The following is a 13,411-nucleotide window of genomic DNA, read 5'->3' on the forward strand; positions in this document are numbered from 1 at the left end:
GGCTAGCGGTCCACGTCCGCCATCACGAAGTCGATCGACGCGATGATCGCGATCAGGTCCGGCACCATCAGGCCGCGCGAGATGTACGGGATCATCTGCAGGTGCGCGAAGCTCGGCGTGCGGATGCGCGTGCGATAACTCATCGTGCCGCCGTCGCTGGTCAGGTAATAGCTGTTGAGTCCCTTGGTCGCCTCGACCGTCATCGTGCACTCGCCGGCCGGGATCACCGGGCCCCAGGACACGTTGAGAAAATGGTGGATCAAGGTCTCGATGTCCTGCATCGTGCGGTCCTTGATCGGTGGCGTCGTCAGCGGGTGGCGCGCCTTGTAGTCGCCGGCCGGCATGTGGTTCAGGCACTGCTCGATGATGCGCAGCGACTGGCGGATCTCCTCGACGCGCACCAGGCAGCGGTCATAGACGTCGCCGTTCCTGCCGATGGGAATGTCGAACTCGAAGTTCTCGTAACCCGAATACGGCCGCGCCTTGCGGTAGTCCCAGGCGCAGCCGGTCGCGCGCAGGCCGGGGCCGGTCACGCCCCATTCGATCGCCTCCGCGGTGTCGTAGGCGCCGATGCCGATGCTGCGGCGCTTGAGGATGGTGTTCCTCAGCGCCATCTGCTCGTAGTCCTTCAGCCGTTTCGGCATCCAGTCGAGGAACTCGCGCACCAGCTTGTCCCAGCCCTGCGGAAGGTCGGCGGCGACGCCGCCGATGCGGAACCAGGCCGGGTGCATGCGGAAGCCGGTGATCGCCTCGATGACGTCATAGGCCTTCTGCCGATCGACGAACATGTAGAACACCGGCGACATGCTGCCGACGTCCTGCGCATAGGTGCCGTAGTAGAGCAGGTGCGAGGTGATGCGGAAGAACTCGCACAGCATCACGCGAATCGTCTGCGCGCGCTCCGGCACCTGGATGCCGGCCATGCGCTCGACCGCCATCAGGTACGGCAGGTTGTTCATCACGCCGCCGAGATAGTCGATGCGGTCGGTGTACGGGATGTAGCTGTGCCAGGACTGGCGCTCGCCCATCTTCTCGGCGCCGCGGTGGTGGTAGCCGATGTCCGGCACCGCCTGCACGATCTCCTCGCCGTCGAGCTGCAGCATGACGCGGAACACGCCGTGCACGCTCGGATGATTGGGACCGAGATTGAGGACCATGTAGTCGTGGTCCTCGTCGGCGACCTTCATCCCCCACTCCTCGGGCTTGATCCGCAGCGCCTCCTGCTCGCGATCGACGCGCGCCTGGTCCATCACCAGCGCCTCGGCCTCGGTCGCACGCGCGTAATGGTCCTTGCGCAGCGGGTGCCCGACCCAGGTGCGCGGCATCATGATGCGCTGCAGGTTCGGATGGCCGTCGAAGCGGATGCCGAACAGGTCCCAGACCTCGCGCTCGTACCAGTTGGCGTTGAGCCACAGCGAACTGATCGACGGCAGACTCGGCGACTCGCCATTCAGCGCGACCTTGATGCGCACGTCGCTGTTGCGCTCGAACGAGGTCAGGTGATAGACGACCGTGAAATCGGACTGCGGCAGTCCGGTGCGCTGCTGGCGCAGCCGCTCATCGACCGCGGTCAGGTCGTAGAGCATCTTGTAGGCGGGCCGCAGCTCGTGCTTGAGCAGCTTCATCACCGCGTGCAGCCGCCGCGCCGGAATCCACATCGTCGGGATGCCATCGGCCGTGGCCTGCTCGACGAAACCCTCGCCCGGAAAGCGCGCGAACAGCTCGCCGATGACGCCGCTGGGCCGCAGTTCCTGAGCGAGTGCGGTCATGAAATCAGATCGTGTCCGGCGTGCGCAGATCGGTGGCCGCCCTGCGCTCGGCGCTGCGCGCGTCGCGCATCGACAGCCGCGGCATCTGCGTGACGCCCTGCGGGCCGATCATCCACGACAGCGGCCGGCGCTCGGCCTGGATGCCGTTCTGCAGCAGGATCAGCGCCTGCAGGAAGGCTTCCGGGCGCGGCGGGCAGCCGGAGATATAGACATCCACCGGCAGGATCTTGTCCACGCCCTGCACCACCGAATAGATGTCGTACATGCCGCCGGAGTTCGCGCAGGAACCCATCGAGATGACCCACTTGGGTTCGAGCATCTGCTCGTAGAGCCGCTTGATCACCGGCGCCATCTTCAGGAACGGCGTGCCGGAGATCACGATGACGTCCGACTGGCGCGGCGTCGCGCGGATCACCTCGGAGCCGAAGCGCGCCAGATCGTGCGGGCTGGTGAACGCGGTGGCCATCTCGACGTAGCAGCAGGACAGGCCGAAGTTGAACGGCCACAGCGAATTCTTGCGGCCCCAGTTCACCGCCGCCTGCGCCATGTCCTGCAGGCGCCCCAGAAAGACGCTCTTGTGCACCTGCTCGTCGATCGATGGCACGGCGCCGCGGCCGTCCATGCGCTGGAGGCGGTATTCCATGGGCTCGTCAGTACCGCCGCTCCGAGGGCTTCTGCCTGGCCGGCGCCCAGTCGAGCGCGCCGGTCCGCCACAGATAGACCAGCGCGGCGAGCAGGATCACGAGGAACACCAGGACCTCGACGTAGCCGGCCCAGCCCGACTCACGCACCGCGACACCCCAGGCGAGTACGTACACCGCCTCGAGATCGAAGATCACGAAGAACATCGCCACCAGGTAGAACTTTGCGGACATGCGGTAGCGCGCGCCGCCGGTGGAGACGATGCCCGACTCATAGGGCTCGGCGCCGGCGCGTGTCAGCTGCGTGCGCTGGCCCAGCAGGGCCGACAGGCCGAGCATGACCGCACAGAGTCCGAGGACCAGAACCGCGTACAGCGCCAGCCCGCCGAATGCCATGAATCGCCCCTCGCTGATGAGACATCAGTCAATAGAACGGATCGGATCGCACGCTCTCGCCCGCTTATCAAAACCTTGCCCGGCCCCGCGCGTCAAATGGCGCCGGTGCGGCGCGCATCGTGATTTTCGCCGGCGGCGCCTTTGCTGCACTGCGACACCGGGGCTATGATCGCGCGCTCCCGCACTTCGGATCCCGCACGATGCGCATCCCGATCGCCGTCCTCGCCCTGCTCGCCCCGTCCGCTTCGATGGCCTCGTCGGGCGGCGGCGCACTCGACCTCACGACGAGCTGGATCGGTGTGGTGTCGCTGGCGCTGTTCGTCGCCGCGTATGCGATGGTGGTGCTCGAGGAGTGGAGCGGGATGCGCAAGTCCATCCCGGTGCTGCTCGCCGCCGGCTTCATCTGGACTCTGATCGGGATCGCCTACATCGAGCATGGCGACCACGAATCGGCCGGCAATTTCGTGCGCAGCAGCCTGCTCGAGTACGGTGAACTGCTACTGTTCCTGCTGGTCGCGATGACTTACGTGAATACCTTGCAGGAGCGCAATGTCTTCGAGGCGCTGCGCGGCTGGCTCGTGTCGCGCGGATTCTCGCTGCGGGTCGTGTTCTGGCTCACCGGCGCCATCGCATTCCTGATGTCGCCGCTGGCCGACAACATGACGACCGCGCTGGTGCTGGCTTCGGTGGCCATCGCGGTGGGCAAGCACGAGCCGCGCTTCGTCGTCGTCGCCTGCATCAATGTCGTCGTCGCCGCCAATGCCGGCGGTGCGTTCAGCCCCTTCGGCGACATCACGACCTTGATGGTCTGGCAGAAGGGCGTGCTCGACGCCGGCGAGTTCCTCGCGCTGCTGGTGCCCTCGCTGGTCAACTGGCTGGTGCCCGCCTTCATCATGAGCCTCGCCGTGCCCAAGGAGATCCCGCCGCCGATGCAGGCGGAGTTTCACGTCAAGCGCGGCGGCTTCCTGATCATCTTCATGTTCATCCTCACCGTCGCGGTGACGGTGACGATGCACACCGCGTTCCACCTGCCGCCGGCGCTCGGCATGATGGGCGGCCTGGGCGTGCTCAAGCTCTATGGCTGGCTGTTGAGCCGCCAGGCGGCGCGGCAGATGGAGTTCGTCTCGCATGACGCGATGATGAGCGACCACACCGAGCAGCACGGCCTCAACACCTTCCGCGAGGTGGCCCGCGCGGAGTGGGATACGCTGCTGTTCTTCTACGGCATCATCCTGTGCGTCGGCGGCCTCGGCACGCTCGGCTACCTCGCGGTCGGTTCGCAGCTGATGTACGAAGGCCTCGGCCCGATGACCGCCAACATCCTCGTCGGCATCGTCTCGGCGGTGATCGACAACATCCCGGTGATGTATGCCGTGCTGACGATGAATCCGGCGATGAGCGACGGCCACTGGCTGCTGGTCACCCTCACCGCCGGCGTCGGCGGTTCGCTGCTGTCGATCGGCTCGGCGGCGGGCGTCGCCGTGATGGGCCAGGCGCATGGCATCTACACCTTCTTCTCGCACCTGCGCTGGAGCTGGGCGATCGCGCTCGGCTACGCCGCGAGCATCGCCGTGCACTACTGGATGAACCACAGCTACTTCGCGCCCGGCTGCTGTTGAAGTGCCGCGCGCGTCGGCACGCGCGGCCGGGTGGCGCGCGCGTTGACGCTGGTCGCGGAATTGGGCAAGTATCCGGCTCCACCCGCACCGATACGAACCGCCACGATGAAAGCGGTCCTGGGGATGGCCGTGATGCTGTCGGCGTTCTGGCTGCTGCTGTCCGGCCACTACGCCCCGCTGTTCCTGTTCTTCGGCGCGGTCTCGGTGGCGCTCGCGATCTGGCTGGCGCGGCGCATGGACATCATCGACCACGAAGGCCGGCCGCTGGAGATGAGCCTGCGCGCACCGCGCTACTGGGCTTGGCTCGGCGGACAGATCCTGCTCTCCGCCCTGCGCCTGGCGCGCATGATCTGGACCCCGGACCTGCGCATCGCCCCGACACTGCGCACGACGCCGATCGGCGCGATGACCGAGCTGGAGCGGGTGACCTATGCGAATTCGATCACGCTGACGCCGGGCACGCTGGCCCTGCAGGTCGAGGACGAATGGATCGAGGTGCACTCGGTCGATGAAACGCTGATCGGCGAACTCGAGCGCGGCGACATGGCCGCGCGCATCCGCCGCATGGAGCTGGGCTGATGCTGCTCGCGGCAACGCTCGCGCTGCTGGCCGCCATGCTGCTGGCGCTCGGTCGCGCGCTGCTGGGACCGACGCTGTTCGATCGCATCCTCGCGGTCAACAGCTTCGGCACCAAGACGGTGCTGTTCATCGCCGTCTCCGGCTTTCTCGCGGGCCGTCCGCATTTCCTCGACATCGCGCTGGTCTATGCGCTGATCAACTTTACCGGCACGGTCGCGGTGCTCAAGCTGACGCACCACGGCGAGTTCGGCGCCGCCGGCGCACCCGAACAGCAGGAGGGCGACCTGTGAACGTGATTCTGATCGCCAGCGACCTGCTGCTCGGTGCCGGGATGCTGTTCGTGCTCACCGGCGCGGCCGGCCTGTACCGTCTGCCCGAGTTCTTCACCCGCACGCACGCCGCGAGCATCACCGACAGCGCCGGCGCCGGGCTGGTTCTGCTCGGCCTGCTGCTGCGCGTCGAGGATCTGGCCACGGGCCTGCGCCTGCTGCTGATCCTGCTGTTCCTGATGTTCACCAGCCCGACGGCGTCGCAGGCACTGGCGCGTTCGGCGCTCGACGATGGACTGCGGCCCCTGGTCCGGCTCGGGAAACGTCCGCGATGACGGCCTTCCACCCGATCAACATCGCCCTGTTCGCGATCCTGGTGATCACCGCGCTGGCGATCGCGCGCATCCGCCAGCTGTTCGCCGCGGCGATGCTGTCCGGCCTGTTCAGTCTGGCCTGTGCCTGCATCTTCGTGCTGCACGACGCCGTGGACGTCGCCTTCACCGAAGCCGCCGTCGGCGCCGGCATGACCACCGTGCTGTTCCTGTGCACGCTCGCGCTGACCGATTCGCGCGAGAAATCGACGCCGCCGCGGCGCAGCGTGCCGGCCGCGCTCGCGGCGCTGTTGACCGGCGCCGCGCTGATCTACGCCAGTGCCGACCTGCCGAAGTTCGCCGCGGCGGATACGCCGGTGCAGCAGCACCCGCTGACCGAGCGCTACCTGCGCGACTCGGCGACCGAGATCGGGATCCCCAACGTGGTGACCTCGGTGCTCGCCAGCTATCGCGGCTACGACACCCTGGGCGAGACCGTGGTCATCTTCACGGCGGCGATTGCCGTGCTGATGCTGCTCGGCAGGACGGCGCATGCGAAAACCAGCGATGCCGTCATGTCCTTGCATACGCGACACCGGGTGCTGCGCGTGGTCACCAAGCTGCTGGTGCCGTTCATCCTGGTGTTCGCGCTGTACGTGCAGTTCCACGGCGACTATGGACCGGGCGGCGGCTTCCAGGCCGGCGTGATCTTCGCGTCCGGCCTGATCCTCTACGGCCTGGTGTTCGGGCTGGAGGCGGCGCGCGGCGTGGCACCGGTGCGTGTGCTGCGGCGGCTGGTCGCGGCCGGCGTGCTCATCTACGGCGGCGTCGGCGTGGCGACGCTCGTCGCCGGCGGCGCCTTCCTCGACTACGACGCGCTCGATCCGGGACATCCGGCGACCGGACAGCACCTCGGCATCCTGCTGGTCGAACTGGGCGTCGGCATCACCGTCGCCGCCGCGATGCTGATGCTGTTCCTGTCCTTTGCCGGCCGCCGGGACGCGCGATGATCGCCAGCCACTACAGCTACTGGGTGTCGATGGCGTTGATGATGATCGGCCTGTACGTGGTCATGAGCCACGCCAACCTGGTGAAGAAGCTGATCGGCCTCAACGTCTTCCAGGTCGCGGTGTTCATGCTCTACATCAGCCTCGGCAAGCGCGCCGACGGCACCGCGCCGATCCTCGATTCCGCGTTCGCCGCCTACTCGCATCCGCTGCCGCACGTGCTGATCCTGACGGCGATCGTCGTCGGTGTCGCCACCACCGCGCTGGGGCTGGCGCTGACCGTGCGCATCCACGAAGCCTACGGCACCACCGACGAGGACGATGCGCTGAAACGCGACAGCGCCCAGGGCGAGCCGCGATGATCGACCATCTGCCGGCACTGCAGGTCGTCGTCCCCCTGCTCGCCGCGCCGCTGTGCGTCGTGTTGCGCCGGCCGCGCGCCGCATGGGCGGTGTATGCGGCGGCAGCGACGGCGACGCTGGTGATCGCCGCGCTGCTGGTCGCTCAGACGGCCGACGGCACGGTGCTGCGTTACGCGCTGGGCGGCTGGCCCGCGCCCTTCGGCATCGAGTACGTGGTCGACGCCGCCAACGCGCTGCCGCTGCTGCTCGTCGGCCTGCTCGCGTTCGCCGTCGCGATCTACGCACCGCAGGTGGTCGCCGCGGAGACCGAAGCGCCGCGCATCTATCTCTACTACACCTGCCTGTGCCTGTACCTGGCCGGCCTGCTCGGCATCGGCATCACCGGCGATGCGTTCAATGTGTTCGTGTTCCTCGAAATCTCCTCGCTGTCGGCCTATGCGCTGATCGCGATGGGCCGGCGACGGCGCGCGCTGCTGGCGGCGTTCCGCTACCTGGTGATGGGCACGGCCGGCGGCACCTTCGTCCTGATCGGCATCGGCCTGCTGTACGCGCTGACCGGCACGCTGAACATGGCCGACCTCGCCGAACGCGTGCCGGCGCTGTACGGCAACCGCGCGCTCACGGCAGCGCTCGGCTTCATCGGCGTCGGCCTGGCGATCAAGGCCGCGGTGTTCCCGCTGCATGCCTGGCAGCCGGACGCCTATGCCGAGGCGTCGAGCGCGGCCAGCCTGCTGCTGGCCGGCGCCGGCGCCAAGATCGCCATCTACGCCTTCCTGCGCTACGCCTTCGGCATCTTCGGCAGCGGCTTCGTCAACGGTGCACTGCCGCTTTCCGAACTGCTGCTGCTGCTCGGCGTGATCGGCATGCTGATCGGCTCGGCCGTCGCCTGTTTCCAGCAGGACTTCAAGCGCCTGCTGGCCTGGTCGAGCATCGGCCAGGTCGGCTACATCGTCGCCGGCATCGGCCTCGCCGATGCACGCGGCCTCAGCGCGGCCTATCTGCATCTGTTCAATCACGGCCTGATCAAGGGCGGGCTGTTCGCGGTGGCCGGGATCGTCCTGCTGCGCGCCGGCGGCACCCACCTCGACGATTTCGCCGGACTCGCGCGGCGCATGCCCGTGACTTTCGCCGTGCTGCTGATCGGCGGTCTGGGACTCATCGGTATGCCGCTGACCGCGGGCTTCGTCGGCAAGTGGGCGCTGGCGCAGGCCCTGATCGGCGGCGGGCAATGGGGGGTGCTCGCGGCGATGCTGTTCAGTTCGCTGCTCGCCGTCGTCTATGTCGGCCGCGTCATCGAGATCGCCTGGTTCCGCGATCCTCCACCCGGCGCGGTCGCAGCGGCCGCGCCCGGCATGTACGTCGCCGCAGCGCTGCTGGTGCTGCTGTCGCTGTGGGTCGCGCTCGACAGTCGAGCGCTCGGCGATTACGCCGCGACGGCTGCACGCGCGCTGCTGGGTGCATCGCCATGAACGCGGCGCTGATGCTGGCGGCGATCTGCTTGCCGCTCGCCGGAGCCGGCGCTCTCGTGCTGTTGCGGCGCTGGCCGAACCTGCGCGAGGCGGCGACGCTGCTCGCCGGCCTCGCGCTGGCCGCATTGGTCCTGAGCCTGTGGCCGCATGTCGAAAGCCGCCCGCGCCTGGAGTTGTGGACGTGGATGCCGGGCCTGTCCTTCGCGCTGGAAATGGAACCGCTGGGCCTGCTGTTCGCATCGGTGGCCGGCTGCCTGTGGCCGGTGACCTCGCTGTATGCGATCGGCTACATGCGCGCGGCCGGCGAAGGCCACCAGACGCGCTTCTACTTCTGCTTCGCGATCGCGATCGCCGCGGCGATGCTGATCGCCTTCGCCGGCAACGGCCTGACCCTGTTCGTCGGCTACGAGGTGCTGACGCTGGCGACCTGGCCGCTGGTCGCGCACAAGGGCACGCCCGAAGCACGGCGCGGCGCACGGCTCTATCTGATCATCCTGCTGACGACGTCGATCGGCCTGCTGCTGCCGGCGCTGGTCTGGACCTACGCGCTGAGCGGCACGCTGGAATTCCGCGACGGCGGCATCCTCGCCGGGCAGGCGTCGCCGCAGGTGCTGGGCATCCTCTACGCGCTGTTCCTGTTCGGCATCGGCAAGGCGGCGCTGATGCCGTTCCACCGCTGGCTGCCGGCGGCGATGGTCGCGCCGACGCCGGTATCGGCACTGCTGCACGCGGTCGCCGTGGTCAAGGCCGGCGTGTTCACGGTGATGAAGATCACCATCTATTTCTTCGGCATGGACGCGATGCGTTTATCGGAAGTCGGCCAACCGATGGCCTGGGTCGCCGCCTTCACGATCGTTGCGGCTGCGGCGATCGCTGCCCGCCAGGACAATCTCAAGGCGCGCCTCGCCTACTCGACCGTGAGCCAGCTCAGCTACATCGTGCTCGGCGCCGCGCTGGCCTCGCAGGACGCGCTGATCGAGGGCGCGCTGCACATCGTCACGCACGCCGCCGGCAAGATCACGCTGTTCTTCTGCGCCGGCGCGATCTACGTCGCGGCGCACAAGACCAAGGTCAGCGAGCTCGATGGTCTGGGTCCGCAGATGCCGTTCACCTTCGCCGCATTCACGCTCGCCGGCATGTCGATCATCGGCCTGCCACCGTTGGCCGGCAGCTGGGACAAGCTGCTGTTGATGGAAGGCGCGGTCGAGGCCGGCACGCCGGTGATGATGGGCGTGCTGCTGGTCAGCTCGCTGCTCGGCATTGCCTACCTGATGCCGATCCCGGTCCGTGCATTCTTCCTGCCGCAGCGCGGCGCGCCGGCGGCGGTCGACGACCCTTCAGGGGAATCACGCACCTCGCGCCGGCGCAGCATCCATGAAGCACCGTGGGCCTGCGTGCTGCCGTTGTGCCTGACCGCGCTCGCCTGCTTCTTCCTGTTCTTCTTCGAGGATCGGCTGGTGGCGCCGCTGGCGGAGCGCCTCGGCCATGGATGGGACAACGAATGAACGAACGCGAACGCTGGCTCGACTCGCCGCGCAACGTCACGCGGCTCGTCTCTGCACTCTACGCGCTGTGCGCGGCGCTGCTCGTGGCCGACCTGTTCTATGACAAGCAGACGCACTTCGCCTTCGAGGCCTGGTTCGGCTTCTTCGCCGTGTTCGGCTTCGTCGCGTACGTATTCATCGTCCTGAGTGCCAAGGCGCTGCGCCGGCTGATCCGGCGGCCGGAGGACTACTACGAGCACCGCGGACCGGGGAAGCGCGATGCTTGAGGCACTGCTCAACCCGGCCCTGCTGCTGATCGCCGGCGGCCTGTTGCTGCCCCTGCTGCACGAGATCCCGCGCAAGCTGTTCATGCTGGCGCTGCCCGCGGCGAGCCTCGCCCTGCTGTGCTGGCTGCCGGCCGGGGACGCCGGCGAGATCGAGTTCTTCGGCATCGCGATGGAGACGCTGCGCATCGACCGGCTGTCGTTCGTCTTCGGCGTGATCTTCCACATCGCCGCCTGGCTCGCGGTGATCTATGCGCTGCACCTCAAGGACACGCTGCAGCACGTGGCGGCGATGGTCTATGCCGGCGCTGCGATCGGCGCGGTGCTGGCCGGCGACCTGGTCACGCTGATGCTGTACTGGGAGCTGACCGCGCTGTCGTCGGTGTTCCTGATCTGGGCACGCCGCACCGAACGCGCCTACCGCGTCGGCATGCGCTACCTGATCATCCAGGTCGGCTCCGGCGTGCTGCTGATCGCCGGCATCGCGGTGCGCTACGTCGCCACCGGCAGCGTGGACTTCGAGCGCATGGATCTGGCCGAACCCGGCGCGCCGCTGATCTTCCTCGCGTTCGGCATCAAGTGCGCGTTCCCGCTGCTGCACAACTGGCTGCAGGATGCCTACCCCGAAGCGACCGTGACCGGCACCGTCGTGCTGTCGGCGTTCACGACCAAGCTCGCGGTCTATGCGCTGGCGCGCGGCTTCGCCGGCACCGAGATGCTGATCTGGATCGGCGCGGCGATGACCCTGTTCCCGATCTTCTTCGCCGTCATCGAGAACGACCTGCGCCGCGTGCTCGCCTACAGCCTCAACAACCAGCTCGGCTTCATGGTCTGCGGCATCGGCGTCGGCACGGAACTGGCGATCAACGGCGCCGCCGCGCACGCCTTCGCCCACATCCTCTACAAGGCCTTGCTGTTCATGGCGATGGGCGCGGTGCTGTTCCGCGTCGGCACGATCAAGGCCTCGGAACTCGGCGGGCTGTACAAGTCGATGCCGTGGACCGCGGCCTTCTGCATCATCGGTTCGCTGTCGATCTCCTCGTTCCCGCTGCTGTCCGGCTTCGTCACCAAGTCGATGATCCTGACCGCGGTCGCCGAGGAGCACCGCTGGATCGTCTGGCTGATGCTGCTGTTCGCCTCGGCCGGCGTGCTCGATCACTCCGGCATCAAGATTCCGTTCTTCAGCTTCTTCGCGCATGACTCCGGCAAGCGCTGCGCCGAGGCGCCGGCGAACATGCTGGTGGCGATGGCGCTGGCCGCCGCGCTGTGCATCGGCATCGGGCTGTATCCGGCGCCGCTGTATGCGCTGCTGCCCTTCGACCTCGACTACGACGCCTACTCGGTGACGCATGTGATCACGCAGTTGCAGCTGCTGCTGTTCGCCGCCGCAGGTTTCGCCGTGCTGTACCGGCGCGGCTGGTATCCGCCGGAGATCCCGTCGCTGAATCTCGATTCCGACTGGATCTACCGCCGCTTCGCGCCGGCCGTCTGGGATGGTTTCCTGCGCGCGCTCGCCGGCGGCCGCGACCGCGCGCTGCAGCCGGTTCTGCGCCTGGCCTGGCGCGGCGCGGCGCGGCTCAGCCTGGCCTTGCGGCCCAACGGTCGCGTCGCCGACGCCTGGCCGACCGGGACGATGGTGCTGTGGACGACGCTGCTGCTGGGCCTGTTCCTGCTCGCCGGACTGCGGCCGTAGTCATCCGGTTCCTTTGGTGCGCGTGCGGTGCGGACGAGCGTGGCGTTCGATGAAGGTGATGACGCGGTCGGCGACATCGACGCCGGATGCCGCCTCGATGCCTTCGAGGCCCGGCGAGGCGTTCACCTCCAGCACCATCGAGCCTTGCGGCGTGCGCAGCAGATCGACGCCGGCGACGTTCAGTCCGATGATGCGCGCCGCGCGCAGCGCGATGTCACGCTCCTCGGCGGTGATCTTCACGGCTTCCGCCGTGCCGCCGCGGTGCAGGTTGGCGCGGAAGTCGCCCGGCCGCGCGACACGGCGCATCGCCGCGACGACCTTGTTGCCGACCACCAGACAGCGGATGTCCGCGGCCCCGGCCTCGGCGACGAAATCCTGCACCAGGAAATAGGCATCGAGGCCACGGAAGGCGTCGATCACCGAGTCGGCGGCCTGGCGCGTCTCGGCGAGCACCACACCCTGCCCCTGCGTGCCTTCGACCAGCTTGATCACCAGCGGCGCGCCGCCGACCAGGCCGACGACGCCCTCGGTATCGTCCGGCGAGTGCGCAAAACCGGTGGCCGGCATCGGGATGCCCTTGCGCGCCAGCAGCTGCAGTGCGCGCAGCTTGTCGCGCGCGCGCGTGATCGCGACCGACTCGTTGACGCAGTACACGCCCATCATCTCGAACTGGCGCACGACGGCGGCGCCGTAGAAGGTCACCGATGCGCCGATGCGCGGGATCACCGCGTCGAAGCCGGACAGCCGCCGGCCGCGGTACCAGATCTCCGGGCTGCCCGGGCGGATGTTCATGTAGCAGCGCAGCACGTCGATCACGCGCACGCGATGCCCCCGCGCCTCGGCGGCTTCCTTCAGGCGGCGGGTCGAGTACAGGCGCGCGTTGCGCGACAGGATGGCGATCTTCAAGAACGTGGCCCCGGCGAGGTGGACAGAATTTACCGTTGCCGCGCGGACCGCGCCGCCTATACTCGGACGATCCCGATGAGGAGCCTGCCATGACCACGACCGCGGAATACCGGACACTCGACGAGTTCTACCCCTTCTACCTGGGCGAGCACTCCAACCGCACCTGCCGGCGCCTGCATTTCATCGGCAGCAGCCTGGGCCTGGCGATCATGGCCTATGCGCTGGCGACGCAGACCTGGGCGCTGATCGCCGTCGCCCTCGTCCAGGGCTATGCCTGGGCCTGGGTCGGCCATTTCTTCTTCGAGCACAACAAGCCGGCGACCTTCAAGTATCCCTGGCTGTCCTTCCAGGGCGACTGGAAGATGTGGTGGCAGATGCTGACCGGGAAGATCCCGTTCTGAGCCACGCTGGCGCATGAGCACAGATTGACCATGCCGGCGTAGAATGCGCGCCCTCGCCGGCGCGGTTTCGGGTATGTCGCAGCAGAATCAGTTTGACGTCATCGTCGGCGGCGGCGGTCACGCCGTGCGATCCGGGGCTGTCGTGGACGGCCTCGGATGGCAGTCACCGCCGGAGCGCGGACGCGCCATGGATGGCGCGGACCGGGTTTCGCGGCGAGGCC

15 protein-coding genes are annotated in these 13,411 nt (G+C 67.9%); 11 read left to right on the plus strand and 4 right to left on the minus strand.

The features are described 5' to 3' along the window. Positions 1-2: 2 nt before the first annotated feature. Genes nuoC through ndhC form a run of 3 tightly spaced genes read right to left on the minus strand, consistent with a single transcriptional unit; the run spans position 3 to position 2,806 of the window. Positions 3-1,769, minus strand: a complete 1,767-nt coding sequence (gene nuoC, locus AAG565_RS01865; RefSeq protein ID WP_348817843.1) for an NADH-quinone oxidoreductase subunit C/D — start codon at positions 1,767-1,769, stop codon at positions 3-5. Between the two features lie 4 nt (positions 1,770-1,773). Continuing rightward, complete coding sequence (locus tag AAG565_RS01870; RefSeq protein ID WP_348817844.1) at positions 1,774-2,412, minus strand: NADH-quinone oxidoreductase subunit B family protein; 639 nt, start codon at positions 2,410-2,412, stop codon at positions 1,774-1,776. A 7-nt stretch (positions 2,413-2,419) separates the two neighbouring features. Then, positions 2,420-2,806, minus strand: a complete 387-nt coding sequence (gene ndhC / locus AAG565_RS01875) for an NADH-quinone oxidoreductase subunit A (protein ID WP_348817845.1) — start codon at positions 2,804-2,806, stop codon at positions 2,420-2,422. A gap of 200 nt (positions 2,807-3,006) precedes the next feature. Between ndhC and nhaD the strand changes: the two genes are divergently transcribed. The 10 genes from nhaD to AAG565_RS01925 all read left to right on the plus strand — a co-directional run bounded on the left by nhaD (position 3,007) and on the right by AAG565_RS01925 (position 11,883). Continuing rightward, positions 3,007-4,425, plus strand: a complete 1,419-nt coding sequence (gene nhaD / locus AAG565_RS01880) for a sodium:proton antiporter NhaD (RefSeq protein WP_348817846.1) — start codon at positions 3,007-3,009, stop codon at positions 4,423-4,425. Between the two features lie 105 nt (positions 4,426-4,530). Further along, a complete protein-coding gene (locus tag AAG565_RS01885) occupies positions 4,531-5,004 on the plus strand; it encodes a Na+/H+ antiporter subunit E (protein ID WP_348817847.1) in 474 nt (157 codons plus the stop codon). Next, on the plus strand, positions 5,004-5,294 hold the full coding sequence (locus AAG565_RS01890) for a monovalent cation/H+ antiporter complex subunit F (RefSeq protein WP_348817848.1): 291 nt from the start codon (positions 5,004-5,006) through the stop codon (positions 5,292-5,294). The genes AAG565_RS01885 and AAG565_RS01890 overlap by 1 nt, the downstream gene beginning before the upstream one ends. Further along, positions 5,291-5,608 (plus strand): monovalent cation/H(+) antiporter subunit G, encoded by a 318-nt coding sequence (gene mnhG, locus AAG565_RS01895; protein ID WP_348817849.1) that lies wholly within the window; start codon positions 5,291-5,293, stop codon positions 5,606-5,608. The genes AAG565_RS01890 and mnhG overlap by 4 nt, the downstream gene beginning before the upstream one ends. Then, complete coding sequence (locus AAG565_RS01900; protein WP_348817850.1) at positions 5,605-6,594, plus strand: DUF4040 domain-containing protein; 990 nt, start codon at positions 5,605-5,607, stop codon at positions 6,592-6,594. The genes mnhG and AAG565_RS01900 overlap by 4 nt, the downstream gene beginning before the upstream one ends. Continuing rightward, positions 6,591-6,953 (plus strand): cation:proton antiporter subunit C, encoded by a 363-nt coding sequence (locus AAG565_RS01905; protein ID WP_348817851.1) that lies wholly within the window; start codon positions 6,591-6,593, stop codon positions 6,951-6,953. Before AAG565_RS01900 ends, AAG565_RS01905 begins: the two co-directional genes overlap by 4 nt. After that, positions 6,950-8,422, plus strand: coding sequence for a proton-conducting transporter membrane subunit (locus AAG565_RS01910; protein ID WP_348817852.1), 1,473 nt, complete (start codon positions 6,950-6,952; stop codon positions 8,420-8,422). The genes AAG565_RS01905 and AAG565_RS01910 overlap by 4 nt, the downstream gene beginning before the upstream one ends. Then, a complete protein-coding gene (locus tag AAG565_RS01915; RefSeq protein ID WP_348817853.1) occupies positions 8,419-9,927 on the plus strand; it encodes a proton-conducting transporter membrane subunit in 1,509 nt (502 codons plus the stop codon). Before AAG565_RS01910 ends, AAG565_RS01915 begins: the two co-directional genes overlap by 4 nt. Next, a complete protein-coding gene (locus AAG565_RS01920; protein WP_348817854.1) occupies positions 9,924-10,193 on the plus strand; it encodes a hypothetical protein in 270 nt (89 codons plus the stop codon). The genes AAG565_RS01915 and AAG565_RS01920 overlap by 4 nt, the downstream gene beginning before the upstream one ends. Then, entirely contained in the window at positions 10,186-11,883 is a 1,698-nt protein-coding gene (locus AAG565_RS01925) for a Na(+)/H(+) antiporter subunit D (protein WP_348817855.1), read from the plus strand. Before AAG565_RS01920 ends, AAG565_RS01925 begins: the two co-directional genes overlap by 8 nt. Here AAG565_RS01925 and rimK read toward each other — a convergent pair whose 3' ends face one another. Beyond that, positions 11,884-12,789 (minus strand): 30S ribosomal protein S6--L-glutamate ligase, encoded by a 906-nt coding sequence (rimK, locus tag AAG565_RS01930; protein WP_348817856.1) that lies wholly within the window; start codon positions 12,787-12,789, stop codon positions 11,884-11,886. Between the two features lie 89 nt (positions 12,790-12,878). Here rimK and AAG565_RS01935 point away from each other — a divergent pair, with 89 nt between their 5' ends. After that, complete coding sequence (locus AAG565_RS01935; protein ID WP_348817857.1) at positions 12,879-13,190, plus strand: DUF962 domain-containing protein; 312 nt, start codon at positions 12,879-12,881, stop codon at positions 13,188-13,190. Positions 13,191-13,411: the final 221 nt, after the last annotated feature.

This window comes from Fontimonas sp. SYSU GA230001 (genome assembly GCF_040066175.1).
Lineage (GTDB): Bacteria > Pseudomonadota > Gammaproteobacteria > Nevskiales > Nevskiaceae > Solimonas.

Coding starts and splice junctions, on each gene's coding strand:
- nuoC (WP_348817843.1), bottom strand. CDS start 1,769: ATGACCGCACTCGCTCAGGAACTGCGGCCCAGCGGCGTCATCGGCGAG.
- AAG565_RS01870 (WP_348817844.1), bottom strand. CDS start 2,412: ATGGAATACCGCCTCCAGCGCATGGACGGCCGCGGCGCCGTGCCATCG.
- ndhC (WP_348817845.1), bottom strand. CDS start 2,806: ATGGCATTCGGCGGGCTGGCGCTGTACGCGGTTCTGGTCCTCGGACTC.
- nhaD (WP_348817846.1), top strand. CDS start 3,007: ATGCGCATCCCGATCGCCGTCCTCGCCCTGCTCGCCCCGTCCGCTTCG.
- AAG565_RS01885 (WP_348817847.1), top strand. CDS start 4,531: ATGAAAGCGGTCCTGGGGATGGCCGTGATGCTGTCGGCGTTCTGGCTG.
- AAG565_RS01890 (WP_348817848.1), top strand. CDS start 5,004: ATGCTGCTCGCGGCAACGCTCGCGCTGCTGGCCGCCATGCTGCTGGCG.
- AAG565_RS01900 (WP_348817850.1), top strand. CDS start 5,605: ATGACGGCCTTCCACCCGATCAACATCGCCCTGTTCGCGATCCTGGTG.
- AAG565_RS01905 (WP_348817851.1), top strand. CDS start 6,591: ATGATCGCCAGCCACTACAGCTACTGGGTGTCGATGGCGTTGATGATG.
- AAG565_RS01910 (WP_348817852.1), top strand. CDS start 6,950: ATGATCGACCATCTGCCGGCACTGCAGGTCGTCGTCCCCCTGCTCGCC.
- AAG565_RS01915 (WP_348817853.1), top strand. CDS start 8,419: ATGAACGCGGCGCTGATGCTGGCGGCGATCTGCTTGCCGCTCGCCGGA.
- AAG565_RS01920 (WP_348817854.1), top strand. CDS start 9,924: ATGAACGAACGCGAACGCTGGCTCGACTCGCCGCGCAACGTCACGCGG.
- AAG565_RS01925 (WP_348817855.1), top strand. CDS start 10,186: ATGCTTGAGGCACTGCTCAACCCGGCCCTGCTGCTGATCGCCGGCGGC.
- AAG565_RS01935 (WP_348817857.1), top strand. CDS start 12,879: ATGACCACGACCGCGGAATACCGGACACTCGACGAGTTCTACCCCTTC.